The sequence below is a fragment of the Micromonospora lupini str. Lupac 08 genome (assembly GCF_000297395.2).
In the GTDB taxonomy this organism is placed as follows: Bacteria; Actinomycetota; Actinomycetes; order Mycobacteriales; family Micromonosporaceae; genus Micromonospora; species Micromonospora lupini.
Map to the genome: position 1 here is coordinate 1151119 of NZ_HF570108.1, position 17467 is coordinate 1168585.

A 17467-nucleotide genomic window follows, 5' to 3' on the forward strand; every position below is an offset into this window, starting at 1 on the left:
CCCGGATTGGTGGCCTGCGCGGCGAAGGAGTCGGCGTGGCAAGGACTGAATCGACGGGTTCCACATGGCGATACCGCTGGGCGCAGCGGCAGAACGTGCGGCGGGTCAGCACGTACCGCGGCGCCGAGACGGCCTGGCGGCGACGCGACGACGAGTTACGGCGGCTGCGCGCCCTGGCCGCCGACTTTGAGGGTTCCGCGGCGGCCGGCGCGGGCCTCCCACTCGAGCTGGTCGACGACGAGGTCGTGCTGTGGGCCCTGCCCGCCGCGCAACTGGTCGAGGTGCGACACACGACGGTGCTGCCCGCGCCGGACCTGACGGTCGCCGCGTCGGCCGCGCCGCTGCGCCCACGCCGGCCCGACGGCGTACGCGTCACCGACGCCGGCATGGCCGTCATCACCAGCCGTCGCCTGGTCCTGCTCGGCGGACGCGGCCGGCGCGACTGGGCGTACGGCCGGATGACCGGCCTGGCCCACGACCCGGCGGCGCCGGTGACCCTGATCCAGGTGCTGGACCGGCGGCGTGCCTCCGGGTTGTTGCTGCCCACCGACGCGGCGGCGGACTTCCGGTTCAAGCTGACGCTTGCCTTCGCCGACGCGATCGAGCAGCGCGCCGCGGTGCTCGCCCAGCTCGACGAGCTGATCGCGGAGCACGACCAGCTCAAGCCGTTCCGGCCGGCGGTGGCCACGCCGGCGCAGGCCCGGCTGTCCTCGTTCGTTCCCGGTGGTCGCCGGACCATAGCGGTGGCGGCGGGCATCGCCCTGCTGGTGCCGGCGGCGCTGTTCGACTCGAACCCGTCGGATCCGACCGGCGGCGCGGAGGTCGCGGCGGCGGCCACGCCGGGGTCGCCGCCCGGTGCGCCTCCCGCGCTGCTGCGCCCGGCGGTCCCGGCGCCCGCGCGCACCACCGCGCCGAAGCGGACGTCCGCGCCGCGCCCGTCGTCCACCGCGACCACCGGGCCGCGCTGCGGCGCGCCGGAAAATCCCCTGGGGTACGACTTCTGCGGCGGAACCCGGATCCGCAAGCCGGCGGCCGAGGTCTGCGACTGGTTCGACTGCGTGCCGCAGTTCTGGGCGGGCCGGGGCTATCTGGTGCAGTGCCGGGACGGCTCGGTCAGCCTGACCGGTGGCCGGGCGGGTGCGTGCGCCGACCATCGGGGCGTCCGGCGGACCATCTCTCAGTAACCTGGTTTGGGAGTTATTGTCCGCTTCGGTCGGCGAGAATGATCGGGTGGAGATCCGGTCCGACGATGGTGCCCGGGTGCGGATCCGCCCGGTCGGTTACCAGCCCGGCATCGACCCGCCCGACGATCCCGAGCGGGCCGCGCCGGGCTGGCAGGACTGGCTGTTCATCGAGGTGGACGCCCGCACCGCCGACGGCCAGACCTGGTCGCACCACTATCCGAGCCTGCTGGTCGAGGAGGCCCGCGCGCTGGGCAGTTGGCTGCACGGCCAGGCGACGGCGGCCAGCGGGCCGACCCCGCCGCCGGCGATGGTCCGCTTCACCGAACCCAACCTGGTCCTGCGCACCCGGGCGATCCGCCGTCGCCGGCTGGAGCTGACAGTCGAGTTCTCCGCCGAGTCGCTGCCCCCGTGGATGCGCCGACCGGCGACCGCCGTCTACCCGCTGATTCTCACCGTCTCCGCGGACGCCCTCGCCGCAGCCGCCGACCAGTGGGCCGGGCACTGCGAGGCGTACCCGCCGCGTACCCGGTCGCGCTTCCCGGCCGACGGTCCACTGCGGCGCCACAGGCGCGCCGGGTGACACCGCCGCGCCACCGCCGGGCGGGCTGCCGCCCGGTGGTGCGGTGTTCCTTGTCCCCACCGGGCGGGCCTGCTGTGATGGGCGGTCATGGGGAACGAGCAGGTGCACCGCACCGTCGAGGCGGTGTGGCGGATCGAGGCCGGGCGGGTGATCGCGGCCCTGGCCGGCGTGGTTCGTGACGTGGGCTGGGCCGAGGAGTTGGCCCAGGACGCGTTGGTCGCCGCACTGGAACAGTGGCCGCGCGACGGGGTACCGGCCAACCCGGGCGCCTGGCTCACCACCGTCGGCAAGCGACGGGCGATCGACGCGCTGCGCCGCCGGACCCTGCTGGAACGACGGGTCGCCGACCTCGGGCGAGATCTCGGCGACGAGCAGTTCCTCCCCGACTTCGACGCCGCCTTCGAGGAGCGGATCGACGACGACCTCCTGCGGCTGGTGTTCACCGCCTGCCATCCGGTGTTGTCGCCGCAGGCGCGGGCGGCACTGACCCTGCGGATGCTCGGCGGGCTGAAGACCGACGAGATCGCCCGCGCGTTCCTGGTGCCGGAGACCACTGTCGCGCAGCGGATCACCCGAGCCAAGAAGACCCTCGCCGATGCGGGGGTGCCGTTCGAGGTGCCGAGCGTCGAGGAGCGCGGCGAACGGCTCGCGTCCGTGCTGGAGGTGATCTACCTGATCTTCAACGAGGGTTACTCGGCGACCGCCGGCGACGACTGGATGCGCCCGGCCCTCTGCGCGGAGGCGCTGCGCCTGGCCCGCGTCCTCCAGGGGCTGATGCCCGCGGAACCGGAGGTGCACGGGCTCGCCGCGCTGCTGGAGATCCAGGCGTCCCGCACCGCGGCGAGGATCGACCCCGAGGGAGAGCCGATCCTGCTCCTGGAGCAGGACCGCGGACGGTGGGACCAACTGTTGATCCGCCGAGGTCTGGCCGCCCTCGACCAGGCCCGAGCGGCCGACATCCCCGCCGGTCCGTACACGCTCCAGGCGGAGATCGCCGCCTGCCACGCGCGGGCGCGTACACCGCAGGAGACGGACTGGGCGCGGATCGCAGCCGGGTACGCGGAGCTGGCCCGGGTCGTACCGTCGCCGGTCGTGGAGCTGAACCGGGCCGTCGCGGTGTCCTTCGCCGACGGCCCCGCCGCCGGCCTGGACCTGGCGCGGGCGCTTGCCGACGAACCGGCGCTGGCCGGCTACCACCTGCTGTCCAGTGTGCTCGGGGACCTGCTGGCGAAGCTGGGCCGCTACGACGAGGCGCGCGTCGAGTTCGACCGGGCGGCCCACCTCACCGGCAACGAACGTGAGCGGGCGCTGCTGTTCGCCCGTGCCGCCGACTGTGCCCGCGGCGTCGCGCCGACCCGCTGAGAAATTCTTCGACAGTCATGTCGTATCCCGTGCCCGCCGCTCGACGCGTCTGTGAAAGCCGGCTCGCGCCGGCGCGCGGGACCGGCGACCGGCCGGGCAGAGACGAGGAGAAGGACATGACGACGACGGCGAACGAGACGAGCGCACGGTCCGCGGTGGCCGGCGCCGACCCCCGGCGTACGACGACCAGGGCGCTGCTGGCCGGGGGAGTCCTGGCCGGGCCGCTGTTCGGGGTGGTGGCGGCCGCCCAGGTGCTCACCCGCGACGGGTTCGACCTGAGCCGGCAGCCGCTCAGCCTGCTCGCTCTCGGCGACCTGGGCTGGATCCAGACCGCCAACTTCCTGCTGACCGGGCTGCTCGCCCTGGCCGGCGCGGTCGGGCTGCGCCGGGCGCTGAGCGGCGAGCCGGGCGGGACGTGGGGGCCCGCGCTGATCGCCGTGCACGGCCTCGGCCTGATCATCGCCGGGGTGCTGGTCTCCGACCCGAGCATGGGCTGGCCGGCCGGCGCACCCGAGGGCACGCCCGACACGGTGAGCTGGCACGCCATCGGCCACGGCGTCGGCGCGGGGCTGGCCTTCGGCTCACTGCCCATCGCCTGCCTCGTCTTCGCCCGCACGTGGTGGCGGGACGGGCAACGCCTGTGGGCGGCACTCTCGCTCGGCTGCGCGCTGGCCGTCGTCGTCGTCCTGGCCTGGCCCGACCAGGACACCCTCAGCGTGCGGATGGCGCTCGCCTGCATCCCCACCTTCGGCTGGCTCACCGCGCTCTGCGCTCGACTGATCACCCGCTGACCGACACTCATCGATCTGGAGAGGACCGAACCATGCGCTACATGATGATGCACAAGCTCGACGAGAACCTGCCCGGAGCGTTCAACCCGAGTCCGGAGTTCATGGCCCGGATGGAAGGTTTCATGAAGGAGGTCGCGCAGGCCGGGATCCTGGTCGCCGCCGAAGGGCTCTGCCCGACCGTCACGGACGCCACCCGGATCACCGTGAGCGGCGGCAAGACCACGGTCACCGACGGGCCGTTCACCGAGACCAAGGAACTGATCGCCGGGTTCGCGCTCGTGGACGTGCGCTCCCACGAGGAGGCAGTGGAGTGGGGGCGACGGTTCGTGGACGTCTTCGCCGAGACGATCGGTGAGGTGGAGGTGGACATCCGCCGGGTCTACGAGGCCCCCGAGCCCGGTCACTCGGTCTGACCCCCGCCGCGCCGCCGTCCGGGTCGCCCCGGGCGGCGGCGCGAACCGGGGTGGGCCGTCCTGACGTTCACGCCCCACCCGGCGATGGGTAGGGTGATCGTCGTCAGCCACGAGAGGAGGTGAGCCCGGTGACCACTCGTCGTCATTCCTGGGCGCTCCTCTCCGCCGTCCCCCACAGCTGACCATCCGCGTCGGGGAGCGCCCTCCTTATCGGAGGACCCATGTCTGTCTCCCCGTTCCGCATCGACGTACCCGATGCGGTCCTCGACGATCTGCGGGCCCGGCTGGCCCGTACCCGCTTCACCCACCGCAGCGGCGACCGACCGTGGCAGGGCGGCACCGATCCCGACTACCTGCGGGACCTGGTGTCGTACTGGCACGACGGGTTCGACTGGCGTGCCCGCGAGGCCGCACTCAACGCGTACCCCCAGTATCTGGCGCTCGTCGGCGGCCGGAAGCTGCACTTCCTGCACGTCCGCGCGGCCCGTCCGGCCGGCGTGCCCGCGCCGCCGCCGTTGCTCCTCACCCACGGCTGGCCAAGCAGCTTCGTCGAGATGCTGCCCCTGGTCGACAGGCTCACCAGCCCCACCGGCGGCGCGTTCGACGTGGTGGTGCCCTCGCTGCCCGGCTTCGGCTGGTCGGAGCTGCCCGACGAGCCGTTGACCCGGGCGGTGCTGGCCCGGACGTTGCACGAGCTGATGACCGACGTGCTCGGCTACCAGCGGTACGGCGCGTTCGGTGGCGACGTCGGCGGGGTGGTCACGGGCTGGCTCGGTGCTCTGCACCCGGAGCAGGTGGCCGGCATCCACATGATCCATCCGCCGTTCCCGGCCAGCTTCGACGCCCGTCCGCTGTCGCCCGCCGAGCAGGCGTACCTGGACGCCGAGGCCGCGTACGACGAGACCGACGGCGGCTACAGCGCCATCATGGGAACCCGGCCTGACACCCTCGCGACGGCGCTCGCCGACTCGCCGGCGGGGCTGGCCGCCTGGCTCGTCGACAAGTACCGGGACTGGAGCGACAACCGCGGCGACCTGTCGAACAGTTTCGACACCGACACCCTGCTCACGATCATCACGGTCTACTGGGTGACCGGCACGATCGGCTCGTCGTTCCGGCAGTACGCCGACTTCGACCACAACACGCCACGTCCTCAGATCACCGTGCCCGCCGCGTTCACGGTGAGCCACGAACCCTCGCAGGCCAACTTTCCGCGCGAGATCGCCGAGCGGGCCTGCACCGACATCCGGCACTGGAGCGAACCGGGTCGCGGCGGACACTTCATGCCCCTTGAGGAGCCGGACCTGCTCGCCGCCGAGCTGAGGGACTTCTTCACCTCGCTGCGGCCGTAGTGCTCGTCCCGGCGGCTGCTCCGGTTTCCACCGGAGCAGCCGCCGACGTCCGTCAATTCTCTCCTTTCGGGACCAAAGGGGAGCATCGATCCCCAATGCGTTCCCTGTCACGTACATGAGCGGTTGTACCGCGTGTGACCGTGACCGCACTGGCACCTTCCTCCTGGCAGCTCGCCTGGGCCGAGCGCGAGAACGACAGGCGTCGGCGCGCGTACCGCGACGCCACCGCCGCCTGGCAGCGTCGCCAGGACCACCTGGTCCGGCTCCGCATCGAAGCCGCCGGGTTCCTCGGGTGTACGCAGCCCCGCGCCGGCCTCCCCGTCGACCTCGACGAGGACGAACTCGTCTTCCGGGTCGTACCCGTCGCAGAGCTGGTCGAGGCGGAGGCCCGGCACGTCGCCGGCCTGCCCACGCCCGGCGGTTGCGCCCTCGCCGAGACGGTCGACGCGGCCCTGCCGGCGGGCCTGCGGGTCGTCGACAGTGGCATGGCGGTCGTGACCAGCCGCCGCGTGGCCTTCGCCGGCCGCGAACAGCGGCGCGAATGGCGGTACGCGGACCTGCGCGGCATCGCACACCACCCCGACGTGCCGGTCACCCTGCTGCACGACAACTGTCGACTCGCCGGGCTGCGGGTCCCGGCCAGCGCGGCAGTGAACTTCCGGTTCTACCTCACCCTCGCGGCCACCGAGAAGCGCGCCGCCGTGACCGCGCAGGTCGACGCCCTGCTTGCCGCGCACCGGGCGACCCCGCCGGTGCCGCTGCCGCCTGTCGCGCCGGCCGACGCGCCCCTGACGGCCGTACGCCCCGACCGCCGGGCCCTCGCCGTCGCCACCGTGGCGACCGTGGTGTTCGCGACGCTGGGCCCGGTCGGCGTGGGACCACAGCAGGCCGGCCCCCTGCGCCGGGCGGAAGCGGCGACCAGCGCGCCCGTGCGGACCACCGCTGTGCTCGCCCCACTGCGGGCGTCAGCCGTCCTGGTGGCACCGCAGAGCCCGGCCACGCCCGCCCGTCCGGCCGAGCCGGCGCGGCCCGCGACGGCCGAACCGCCGCGGCCCGCCGCGCCGGTCCCGTCCACCGTCGTGGCTGCTGCGCCGGTCCCGGCCACTGTTCCGGCCACCGCTCCAGCCGCCGAGCCGATGCCTTCCGCCGCTCCGGTGCCGTCCGCCGAGCCGACGCGGTCCAGCGCGCCGGCGCCCTCCGGCGCTCCCGCCCCGTCGGCAAGCGCGACGCCGACGCCCACCGGGACGCCGACGGCCGCCCGGCCGACCGCACCGTCGCCCACCGCGACGCCCGATCCCGCGCTGCTGACGGCATGCCTGGATCCTCTGCTGCCGCTCGTGGAACGGCTGCTCTGCCCGCCGGCCGGGCCATGATCCCGCTGTCGCTGTCGCTGTCGCTGCTGCCGCGCCCGGGTCAGGTTGTTGTCGGGTCGGGTCGGGTCAGCTCGTGGTCGGGTCGCTTGCGGCTGCGGCTGCGGTTGGTCAGGTCGCGGCGCCGAAGTCGGGGAGGGTGAGGGAGCCGTCCGGGCCGAGCGTGAGGCCGGGGTTCCAGGCGATCTCCCAGACGTGACCGTCCGGGTCGGCGAAGTAGCCGGCGTAGCCGCCGTAGAACGTCTCCCGCGCCGGCTGGGTCACCTCGGCGCCGGCCTTGCCCGCGGTGGCCATCACCTCGTCGACCTCCACGCGTGAGCGGACGTTCTGGGCGAGGGTGATTCCGCCGAAGCCGCCGGTGTCCGGGTTGGGGACGCCCGCGTCGGCGGCGAGCTTGTCGCGGCTCCACAGGACGAGGGCCAGGCCGCCGCCGGCCTGGAGGAAGACCGTCTCCTCGACCTCCTGGCCGCGCCAGCCGAGCTGCTCGTAGAAGGCTCTGGCCCGCGTCAGGTCGGAGACGCCGAGGGTGATCAGGCTGATCCGCTGCTCCATCCTCGTAACCTAACGCGATCACCCGACGGGAGTGCAGGCGTCGGCGGGCGGTCCGGTCGGCCCTTTCGGTCCAGGTGGCGGCGCGTCCGCCCGTCTGGCTGATTACCGTGCGGTTGCGGTCTCGTCACACTGGGCAAGTCCAGCTGTCGAACGGACGCCGGGGTGGGCCTGTGACACGTGCATCCGATCAGTACGACGAGCTTCTCGCCAGCTACCTTGACGACGACGACCGGATCACCCTCTACGAGTACCTGGCCGCCCTGGACTTCTCGCTCCGCTTCACGATGCTGTGCACGGCCGCCGCCATGTACGACAGGGATCCGCAGCAGGTGAACATCGGACGGGCCCCCGGGTTCGGCGGCTACCTGGCCTATCTGCGGACGGCCCGATCGATGCTCGGCAGCACGTCCGGCACCCAGCACGCGCACGTGATCGGGTTGGTCCAGCAGACGTTGGATGTCGTACGGGCGTACCGCAGCGGCAGCCCTGAGTTCGCCACCCTGGAGAAGTTGCGCAACCACGCGAACCACGGGGGACCGATGCCCGCCGGGCCGGCCAGGGACGAGCTGGCCAAGCAGGTCCAGGAAGCACTGTCCGGGATCACCGCCGCCGTCCACGATTTCCTCGACGGCGCATCGGTCGACCTGGCGGCGGGGGCGACCGACCAGTCGTTTCGTCGGCCCACGCTCCGGTGGTCCAACCGGTCGCTGGCGCTCTGGCCGTTCATCTGTGCCGACGACCTCGACCGTTGGTGTCTGTACGCGCAGTACACGTCCCAGCAACCCGTCTACATCCGACCCGGGCGCAGTGACGTGCGGGTGCCGGGGAGGGACGAGGATCTGGTCGCGGCGATGAATGACGCGCGGACGGCCAAGCGGGAGGACGCCGAGTTCGCGGTGTTCGTGGAGGGCTTGCGGACCGACCTCGCCGGTTTCCGGGACCCCGACTACGAGCTGCATCACTACGAGGCGGGGGGCGTCGTCACCTTCTTCTGGATGCAGCGGCGGGAGGCCGGCGCCGAGGAGCGCGTCGACAGTTTCCGGATCGGTCCTGGCGAGGAGCGGCAGTGGCTGGCCGAGGGCAACAAGTGGCTCCGCTACGCCTCGTTCCTGCGGCACATCACCAACTGGCCGATAGTGGCCAGGCGCGTCCGTCAGTACCTGCAGGGGCTCGAGCTGCAGATGCTCAACGAGGAGCAGACGCTGCTCGGTTGGTCTCGGCCGACCACCCTGCAGATCGAGCCGACGGTCCAGATGACCGACCTCGGCGGGTCGCAGCGCGTCGGCAACGCCATGCCGTTCACGGACCTCATGCGCGACATCGACCGTCGACTGGAGATCCGGGGGCCCCAGACCCAGGTGTACTTCGTCGCCGGCGAGGCCGGGATCGGCAAGACGCGGGCACTGCTCAAGACCACCCTGAACCGTGCACGGACGGTCGAGGAAGAGCCGGACGATCTGCACACGAGCGATCAGGCGCCACTGTTCCTGTACGTCCGCTCGACCGGGCTCGACGACCTGCAGAAGGCGATCGGATCCGCAGTGGTCGACGTGCCGAACGTCAACGACGACGCGGTGCGGACGCTGTGCCGTAACGGCCTGATGGCGGTGTTCATCGACGGTTTCGACGAGTTGCGGGGTGGCGTCGGCTACGGGGACGCGCTCAGCTCGCTGCGTACCTGGATCGCTGATCTCGGCGGTCGCGGCGTCATCGTGGTGTCCGCCCGCTCGTCCTACTACCTCAGCCAGTACCGCTCCGACCTGCAGAACAACGCCCAGAACATGGATCTCTCGGTGGCCCACCGGGTGGCGTTGGTGCAGCGGTGGACCGACGACCAACTGCACGATTTCCTCGGGCAGTGCGGCGTCGATCCACAGGCGCTTGACGAGATACCGCCCGAGGACCGCGACCTGCTGCGACTGCCGTTCTTCGCCAAGGTCTACGTGGAGGCGTACCGGCCGCTGCCCGCACCGGACGCCCACCCGGGCAAGGGCATCAGCGACGAGCTGCCCGATCTCGTTCTCGACCAGTACATCAGTCGTGAGGCCATGAAGCTGACGGTCGGCGCGGACCAGCCGCCGTTGATATCCGTCGACGAGCTGCGGAACCTGTTCCAGGTCGTCGCCGAGCTGATGGCGGTCGAGCACGAGCGGTTGGTGACCGTCGCCGAGTTGGAGCTGGCGGCGACCGTGGCCATCGACAACGAGGACCTCGACCAGCGGCGAGGGCTGCGGCGCCGGTTGACCGCCCTGTGCGGCATGGCTGTCACCACCGCCGGCAACGAGCGACGCTTCGCCTTCTCCCACGAGCTGTTCTACGACTACTTCCTCGCCGACGCCATGCTGGCCTCGATGACCGACGGCAAGATCCGGCAGGTGGTGGGCGCTCTCGGCCTGTCCGAGTGGCGGACCGCGACAGTCAAGCGGATCGTCCGCCGCGCGCCGGACGCGACGTTGGAAGCCCTCCGAGCCGCAAACGGCCAGGCCGGGATGCTCAGCGAGCGACGAGGCGTCGCGTTCCGGGCCAACGTCGGCGCCCTCTGGAGCGCCCTCGTCGAGCAGTCGGGCCGGCTGGGCAACGAGACGATCCAGGACGCCACGTTCGAATCACTCGATCTTGTCGGCACGAACTGTCAGTTCGTTCGTTTCCAGGGTTGTCGGTTCCAGAAGTTGTCGATGCCACCGGCCTCCGCCTGGGAGATCAGCCTGAAGGACTGCGAGGTGGACACCCTTGAGGTTCGCACCCGCAGCGCGGATCTCAGCGGCATGAGAGACGCCGTCGCGTCGACCTTCTCCCAGATCGTGACGGCCGGCGTGCTCAGCGACACGCCCCGCGAGGTGTCCGCGGCGCTCCGGCTGCTCGGCGTCGACCTACCGAGCCAACCGGAGAAGGGCGAGCCCAGCCTGTTGGCCGAGGCGGCGCTCTACTACCTCGGCAAGATCGTGGATCGCGGTGACACGCTCGTCGTGGAGCGGGATCACACAGTCGCGGACGGCCACGCGCCATGGACGAGGAGGTACGGGTTGTGGCCGGAGTTCGTCAAGCTCCTTGAGCGGTCGGGCGCCGCCACCCTCGCGCAGATCCAGGCCGGCGGCCAGCGCAAGTTCCGGGTTCGGTTCCAGGCGCTTCCGATCGCGCTCCTGCAGCGCGACACCGAGTTGGAGCCGGTGGCGAGGTTCTGGGGGATGGCCGAGGCCTAGTACTGCAACGGCAGTTGGTCAGGGGTAGCCGTGTCGTCGGTAGTGGCAGGTTCGGGCTTGGTGTTGGCGTCGTCGGCGCCATCGCGACCAGGCCCAGACGTGCTCGGGTGGGTGGGTTGATCGCACTATGAGTGCGGTGAGCAGTCTTCGGATCTCCGGTACCGTGTAGCCGATCATCATGTCGTCGCCGGGACTGGATCCCCTTTTGCGGTAAGGGATCGGGCCACGGACAGCCAGGCGTGAGCGGCCATGGACAGGGTGATGTGGGCGTACCAGGCTCGCCAGTCGCGGACCTGGTATTCGTCGAGGCCGGCTTCGTTCTTGGCCTGCTGGAAACACTCCTCGATCGCCCAACGGGCTCCCGCGATGCGGGCCAGGTCGAGCAGTCGGGTGCGGCGGGGTCCGTAGCAGACGTAGTAGGCGATCTCCCCGGTGGTCATGCTGCGCCGGGCCAGGAGCCAGTGGCCCCGGCCGGGTTGCCAGCAGATCCGCACCGGCACCCGCGCCCACCAGTACTCGCGCGGGCCGTGGGCGCCCGCGCCGGCGGACAGCCGGCACCACGCCCGGGCCGGCAGAGCGGCGATCAGCTTGTCTGCTCGGCAGGTGCCCATCGTGGTGGTGATCATGTCGTCGTTGCGGCGGGTCGCGACCACATAACCCACATCCCGGTGTTCCAACCAGACCCGCAACGATTTCGACTGCCCGTAGGCCTCGTCCATCGTCACCCACCCGACCGGCACCCCGGCATCCAACGCGCGGGCCAGCATCTCCCGGGCCATCTGCACCTTCGTGGCGAACTGCACCGCGTCCGGGATCCCCCGCGGCCCGGCACCGGTCCCGGTCATCGGTCCACGACGCCGGAAGGTAGAGCTGCCGATCGATCAGCGCGTGGCCCTTCGCTGAGCGGTAGGCCAGGAACGCACCGACCTGGCAGTTCTCCGTCCGCCCGGCGGTGCCGGAATACTGACGCTGCACTCCGGCCGACCGGGTGCCCTTCTTCAGGAACCCGGTGTCGTCGACGATCAGCACTCCGGCCGGGTCGCCGAGGTGCTCGACCACGTAGTCCCGCACATCGTCGCGGACCGCGTCGACGTCCCAGTCCGCCCACCGCAACAACCTTTGCATCCCGTCCGGCGACGCATCCCCGGCCTGCTCAGCCAAGGTCCAGCCGTTCTTACGACCCAGACCAGAGACCAGCCCACACAGGTACTGACGGACCCGCAGCCGCGGCTCCGACCGCCGAAACCTGGGCCCGATCCGGGCATGCAGCCGGTCCAACTCTCCATGCCAACGATCGACATCAACATCCGTCACAGTCGGACCAACGAACACGAGTCGAACTCGATTCGCCTACTGCCGTTGCAGTACTAGGGGTCGTGGCGACGGCGAAGAGGTAGACCAGATCAACCCAACGAATCTACACTCTTCTCTGTTAACGCTCACACTCGTCCCAGTGCTGAGGCAGTAACGCCATGCCGATGTGACTATCGGCGTACGCCGGGGAACCCCCCGGCAGCCGGCGGCTGCTCGGTCCGGCCGGCCCCGCTCCCCGACGGTCGCCGGCTGCCCGTGGTGGCCCCCGCCGGCCGGCCCATGCCCTCGGCCAGCTCGACCAACCAGGGAGAAAGCTATGCGAACGAGGGCACGATGGCTCGCGACGCTCGCCGCGCTCGGCGTCGTCATCGCCGGAGTGGTGACACCCACCGGGCCGGCCAACGCGGAATCCAACGGCGGCGTGCGGGTGATGCCGCTCGGCGACTCCATCACCGAGGGCACCCAGGTGCCCGGCGGGTACCGGATCGGGCTCTGGCAGCGCCTCGCCACCAACAGGTACACGGTGGACTTCGTCGGATCGCAGTTCAACGGGCCGGCCAGCCTCGGTGACCACGACCACCAGGGGCACCCGGGCTGGCGCATCGACCAGATCGACGCGAACATCGTCGGCTGGCTGAACACCCAACGACCGCAGACCGTCCTGCTGCACATCGGCACCAACGACATCCTGCAGAACTACAACGTGAGCACCGCCCCGAACCGCCTCTCCACGCTGATCGACAAGATCACCACCACCGTGCCCAGCGCTGAGGTGTTCGTGGCGCAGATCATCCCGATCTCCAACAGCGGCCAGGACGCCGCCGCTCGCACCTTCAACGCGGCGATCCCCGGCATCGTGCAGAGCAAGGTCAACGCCGGTAAGCGGGTGCACGTGGTCGACATGCACAGCGCCCTCACCACCGCCGACCTGATCGACGGCGTCCACCCCACCGCCGGCGGCTACGACAAGATGGCCGCCCGCTGGTACAGCGCGTTGCAGTCGGTCCCCGGAAGCATCGGCAACCCGGGCAGCGGCGGCGGACAGACCGCCACGATCGTGGGCACCCGCTCCGGCAGGTGCGTCGACGTCCCCGGCTCCTCCACCACCAACGGCACCCAGGTAGCCCTGTGGGACTGCCACGGCGGCACCAACCAGCAGTGGACCTACACGTCCACCAAGACGCTCACCGTCTACGGCAACAAGTGCCTCGACGCCGCCGGCTACGGCACCACACCCGGCACCCAGGTCACCATCTACGACTGCCACGGCGGCACGAACCAGCAGTGGAACATCAACGCCAACGGCACCATCACCGGAGTCCAGTCCGGCCTCTGCCTCGACCCGTACAACCAGGGCACCGCCAACGGCACGAAGATCGTCCTCTGGACCTGCACCGGCCAGGCCAACCAGCAGTGGAGCCGGCGATGAAGCAGCCCACACGATGGCTGACTGCCGCGCTCGCGGTGGCCCTCGGCCTGGCGATGGCCACGGCGACTCGGGACGCGGCTGCCGCGGACAGCCCGTACCAACGGGGTCCGGATCCGACCCCGGCCAGCGTCGCCGCCACCCGCGGTCCGTTCGCCACGACGCAGGCGACAGTGCCCGCGGGCAACGGCTTCAACGGCGGGTACGTCTACTACCCGACCGACACCAGCCAGGGCACCTGGGGCGCGGTGGCGATCGTTCCCGGCTACTCCGCCCTGTTCGCCAACGAGGAAGCCTGGATGGGCCCCTGGCTGGCGTCCTTCGGGTTCGTGGTGATCGGCATCGAGACCAACAGCCGCAGCGACGGCGCCGACGCCCGCGCCACCCAGCTCCTCGCCGCACTGGACTACCTCACCCGCACCAGCCCGATCCGCGACCGGGTCGACGCCAACCGGCTCGGCGTCATGGGCCACTCGGCGGGCGGCGCCGGAACCCTCCTCGCCTCCCTCCGGAGGCCGACCCTGAAGACGGCGGTCGGCCTCGCACCAGGCACGCCCGGCAACAACCTGAACATGTCCACCACCCAGGTCCCCACCATGCTCCTGTCGGGGCAGAACGACGGCACTGTCACGCCCTCCTACGTGCAGGGCATCTACAACACCCTGCCCGCCGGCGTGGAGCATGCCTGGGCGGAGCTGGCCGGCAACGACCACCTGTCGTTCACCAGGTCGAACCCCACCGAGATGCGACTCCTGATCCCCTGGCTCAAGACGTTCCTGGACAACGACACCCGCTACACCCAGTTCCTCTGCCCCCTGGGCAACAGCACCGGCGTCTCGCGGTACAACGCCACCTGCCCCCTGGTGCCACCGGACGGGCCGACGACACCGCCCACGTCCAGCCCGCCCACGTCCGCGCCGCCAACCACGAGTGCGCCGACCACGCCACCACCCTCCGGCGCCCCCTGCACCGCGACCTACCGCACCGTCAACGCGTGGTCCGGCGGCTTCCAGGGTGAGGTCACCGTGACCGCCGGCACCGCCGCCATCAACGGCTGGACCGTCACGTGGGGGCTGAACAATGGCCAGAGCATCAGCCAAGTCTGGAGCGGAACCCTGAGCACCAGCGGCTCGACGGCGACGATCCGCAACGTCTCCTACAACGGGTCGCTGGCCCCGGGCGGCACGACGAGCTTCGGCTTCCTCGGCTCCGGTACGCCAGCCGCCACGTCACCGACCTGCGCCAGCCCGTGAGCAGTCGTCGGCGGTGAACGCCCGCCGTCTGGCTTGGAGCGCAGCCACCGGTTGATCGCCGCGTCCTCGGCCAGCGTCAGGTGACGCCAGCGCCGAGGGCGCGGTGAGCCGGCTACGCGGCGATGGTGCGGGTGGTGGCCCAGACGTCGGCAGGTAGGGCGGGGCGGAGCCGCCAAAGAATCCGCATAGGCCGGTCGCCGGTGTGCGACTCGTACGTCATGGTGCCGGCGTAGAGGTACGGCGGTGCGCTCAGGTCGCGGTCGGCAATCCGGGTCTGCGTGAGGCTGGTTCGCGCACGGCGCATATCTCCAAGGGCCGCCCGATGTGGGAGGATGGCGATCCTCAGGACGGACGAACGATCCGCAGCGCCTCGATGACCACGCTCCAACGATCCGGAGCCCGGTTGAGCAGCTTCCCGTCGGCGACGGCAACACCGGCCCCGCGCAGCGTCGCCACGTGATCCGCATACGCCGGATGGGCGGAAAGTTCGGCCTTGACGTGTGGAAAGGCAAGAATGGGCAGGCCCGCACCCAGCGACTCGTTGAGGACGCCGAGCGCCAATGTGTCGTTGATGCCCAGCGCCCACTTCGTCACCGTGTTGAATGTGACCGGCGCGGCCAGCACCACGTCGGCCGGCGGGTGTGGCTCCGGGTCGCCGGGCATCCGCCACTCGACGCGTACGAGATAGCCGGTCTTGTCTTGCAACGCCGCTCGGTCGAGCCACGGCGCGGCGGTGGGGCTGACGATCATGCACACCTGCCACCCGTCGGCGATCAGCAGGTCGACCAGCTCGTCGATGTGCTCCGCGGGGCCAGCGGCGCAGACGACCAGATACAGCACCGGGCGTTCCGTCATGACCGCAGTCTGCCCGAGTCGGACGACGTTCGATCGAGTGGATACGAGCCGCGTCCTCGCGGCGCCTCTCAAAATTTTACGCGCACGTCGTCGGTGCTGATAAGCTGCCCGGCTCCGATGAACCGGCGGGCAACCAACAGGCCCGCCTCGTGTGCGGGTTGTCCGCCGTGGCTGGCGGACGCGTCCGTCACGAACCACGGTGTCAGGTCACGTTCGAAGGCGTCGACCGCTGACTTCAACACGCAACTCTCCGTCGCTACACCACAGAACAGCAGGTCGGTCCATGCCTCCTGGTCCGTCAGGGCAGCGCCATCGGAGGAGAAGTACGAGTAGATCTTCTTGTCGATCACCGCTCTGGCACGGCTCACATGCTCCGCCAGCTCGGGCACGATCTCCGTCTCGGGAGGATGCCGCACCGAGGACCAATGGATCAGTCGTTCGAATGGGCTGCCGAGGTAGTTGTGGTAGCGAGTGAACACCACCGGCCGCCCGGTCGCCTCCCAATGCTCGACCAGCTCGACGACCTTCGGGATGACGCCCCGGCTTCGATCGTTGATGAAGCCGTTCTGCATGTCGATGACGATCAGCGCGGCACGTCTCTCACTCATCCGTCGACTCTGCCACTCAACGCCGCAGTCTCGCGAAGGGCGACCTGCGCCTGCATCAGACGTGCCGGTAGGCCGCTCGTTGAGAGCGTCGCCTCGCGCATCATGCAGTGCTGCGCTGTCCCGCGGGCCCTGGCTGTCGTCAATCGGGAGTGGGCAGCGCGCAGAAAACGCCAGCCGAATTCGGGCGGCACCACCGGGTCTCGCCCGTCTTCGACCTGTCGCTCGATGTGGCGGCAGTAGGCCCAAAGCATCTGCACGTCCACCTCACAGGACACCAGGTCGTCAACCATGAGCGCCCGCTCGGGTGACAGGGCATGGTAGGCGACTCCTGCCCAACTGGCGTAGCCGACCGAGACTCCCTGCACCCCGAAGGGCTGAAGGGAGGGCTGATCGAAGCCTAGGGCTAGCAACCGGCGCTCGACGTGGTCACCCACTGGTTCGGGACAGGACTTCGCGTAACGGTTGACCAGCACGGACGGCAGGCTCATCAAGCGCAGGGCGTTCTCAAGCTCGTCCCCCGTCCAGGCAGACTCCTCTAGGACGTACATCGACAGCACGTACTCGGGCCCGACGTGGGCGGAGGACGGAAGAGGCGATAGAAGTTCTGCAACCTGATCGGCCGCCCAGGGCAGTCATTCTCGTAGCTGGCGTATCGCCATGCCGCCAGGGCGGCCAGAGCGGAAAAGTGCAGATCCTGCGCGATGTGCAGTACCACGACACCGCAGGCGAAGACGTGAGCGGTACACGTTCCCGCGGCGTGTGGTAACCCCGCGGCTGCAACCTCCAGCCACTCGTGGTGACGTGGCTGGAAGCCTCCTTGCGCCATCAACTCGCCGGCTGCGGCTGCACCCACGTAGGCCGGTATGAACTTGTGGGACTGCACCCGATAGCCCGTGCTAACGGTGCTGGGGTGGGGGACGGCTCTGCTGGTGGTGCTGACGAAGCGATCTGCCACCTGACTGCCGGCTCTACCCAGCATGGTGTCCAGAGCGGCCTGCATCTCCGGCCGAGGATGAACTGCTTCTCGGCCTGCCTCCCACTTGGAGACCGTGCGCTCACTGACACCGAGGTTCTCCGCGAAGTCGCGAATGCTCATCCGCAGCGCTTGGCGCAGCGCACGGGTTTCGCGACCTGTCCACGCCTCGACAGTCGGCAAAGCATTCGCCTCCCATCGCATCATGGCCGCTTCCGGCAGCCTATCGGCTCC

At 70.5% G+C, this 17467-nt stretch carries 16 protein-coding genes and 1 pseudogene; 10 read left to right on the top strand and 7 right to left on the bottom strand.

Going from position 1 to position 17467, the window contains the following annotated elements; genetic code table 11:
* The first annotated feature begins 35 nt into the window (after positions 1–35).
* The 7 genes from MILUP08_RS06620 to MILUP08_RS33650 all read left to right on the top strand — a co-directional run bounded on the left by MILUP08_RS06620 (position 36) and on the right by MILUP08_RS33650 (position 7055).
* On the top strand, positions 36–1184 hold the full coding sequence (locus MILUP08_RS06620) for a hypothetical protein (RefSeq protein ID WP_007455929.1): 1149 nt from the start codon (positions 36–38) through the stop codon (positions 1182–1184).
* Between the two features lie 46 nt (positions 1185–1230).
* A complete protein-coding gene (locus MILUP08_RS06625; RefSeq protein ID WP_007455931.1) occupies positions 1231–1764 on the top strand; it encodes a WapI family immunity protein in 534 nt (177 codons plus the stop codon).
* A gap of 87 nt (positions 1765–1851) precedes the next feature.
* Positions 1852–3126 (top strand): RNA polymerase sigma factor, encoded by a 1275-nt coding sequence (locus tag MILUP08_RS06630; RefSeq protein ID WP_007455933.1) that lies wholly within the window; start codon positions 1852–1854, stop codon positions 3124–3126.
* A 116-nt stretch (positions 3127–3242) separates the two neighbouring features.
* A complete protein-coding gene (locus MILUP08_RS06635; RefSeq protein WP_007455934.1) occupies positions 3243–3917 on the top strand; it encodes a DUF998 domain-containing protein in 675 nt (224 codons plus the stop codon).
* A 32-nt stretch (positions 3918–3949) separates the two neighbouring features.
* On the top strand, positions 3950–4330 hold the full coding sequence (locus MILUP08_RS06640) for a YciI family protein (protein ID WP_007455936.1): 381 nt from the start codon (positions 3950–3952) through the stop codon (positions 4328–4330).
* A gap of 221 nt (positions 4331–4551) precedes the next feature.
* Positions 4552–5682, top strand: a complete 1131-nt coding sequence (locus tag MILUP08_RS06645; protein ID WP_007455938.1) for an epoxide hydrolase family protein — start codon at positions 4552–4554, stop codon at positions 5680–5682.
* A gap of 140 nt (positions 5683–5822) precedes the next feature.
* Positions 5823–7055, top strand: coding sequence for a hypothetical protein (locus MILUP08_RS33650; RefSeq protein WP_144056873.1), 1233 nt, complete (start codon positions 5823–5825; stop codon positions 7053–7055).
* Positions 7056–7163: 108 nt separating this feature from the next.
* Here MILUP08_RS33650 and MILUP08_RS06655 read toward each other — a convergent pair whose 3' ends face one another.
* The gene (locus MILUP08_RS06655) at positions 7164–7604 is read right to left on the bottom strand and encodes a VOC family protein (RefSeq protein ID WP_007455942.1); all 441 of its coding nucleotides are present in this window, start codon (positions 7602–7604) and stop codon (positions 7164–7166) included.
* Between the two features lie 170 nt (positions 7605–7774).
* Here MILUP08_RS06655 and MILUP08_RS06660 point away from each other — a divergent pair, with 170 nt between their 5' ends.
* The gene (locus MILUP08_RS06660; RefSeq protein ID WP_007455944.1) at positions 7775–10804 is read left to right on the top strand and encodes an NACHT domain-containing protein; all 3030 of its coding nucleotides are present in this window, start codon (positions 7775–7777) and stop codon (positions 10802–10804) included.
* Between the two features lie 176 nt (positions 10805–10980).
* Here MILUP08_RS06660 and MILUP08_RS06665 read toward each other — a convergent pair.
* A pseudogene (locus tag MILUP08_RS06665) lies at positions 10981–12118 on the bottom strand (IS701 family transposase).
* 316 nt (positions 12119–12434) lie between these two features.
* Between MILUP08_RS06665 and MILUP08_RS06675 the strand changes: the two are divergent.
* Both MILUP08_RS06675 and MILUP08_RS06680 read left to right on the top strand, forming a co-directional pair.
* Positions 12435–13547, top strand: coding sequence for a ricin-type beta-trefoil lectin domain protein (locus MILUP08_RS06675; protein ID WP_007455956.1), 1113 nt, complete (start codon positions 12435–12437; stop codon positions 13545–13547).
* On the top strand, positions 13544–14797 hold the full coding sequence (locus tag MILUP08_RS06680; protein WP_007455959.1) for a poly(ethylene terephthalate) hydrolase family protein: 1254 nt from the start codon (positions 13544–13546) through the stop codon (positions 14795–14797). Before MILUP08_RS06675 ends, MILUP08_RS06680 begins: the two co-directional genes overlap by 4 nt.
* A 112-nt stretch (positions 14798–14909) precedes the next feature.
* Here the strand turns inward: MILUP08_RS06680 and MILUP08_RS06685 are convergent, their stop codons facing one another.
* The 5 genes from MILUP08_RS06685 to MILUP08_RS36245 all read right to left on the bottom strand — a co-directional run bounded on the left by MILUP08_RS06685 (position 14910) and on the right by MILUP08_RS36245 (position 17440).
* Positions 14910–15101, bottom strand: coding sequence for a hypothetical protein (locus MILUP08_RS06685; RefSeq protein ID WP_007455961.1), 192 nt, complete (start codon positions 15099–15101; stop codon positions 14910–14912).
* A 38-nt stretch (positions 15102–15139) separates the two neighbouring features.
* Positions 15140–15652, bottom strand: a complete 513-nt coding sequence (locus tag MILUP08_RS06690; RefSeq protein ID WP_007455963.1) for a flavoprotein — start codon at positions 15650–15652, stop codon at positions 15140–15142.
* Positions 15653–15720: 68 nt separating this feature from the next.
* Positions 15721–16260, bottom strand: a complete 540-nt coding sequence (locus tag MILUP08_RS06695) for a cysteine hydrolase family protein (protein ID WP_007455965.1) — start codon at positions 16258–16260, stop codon at positions 15721–15723.
* On the bottom strand, positions 16257–16808 hold the full coding sequence (locus tag MILUP08_RS36240; RefSeq protein WP_007455968.1) for a hypothetical protein: 552 nt from the start codon (positions 16806–16808) through the stop codon (positions 16257–16259). Before MILUP08_RS36240 ends, MILUP08_RS06695 begins: the two co-directional genes overlap by 4 nt.
* Positions 16796–17440: a helix-turn-helix domain-containing protein gene (locus tag MILUP08_RS36245; RefSeq protein ID WP_337588093.1), complete on the bottom strand. Its 645-nt coding sequence runs from the start codon at positions 17438–17440 to the stop codon at positions 16796–16798. The genes MILUP08_RS36240 and MILUP08_RS36245 overlap by 13 nt, the downstream gene beginning before the upstream one ends.
* Positions 17441–17467: the final 27 nt, after the last annotated feature.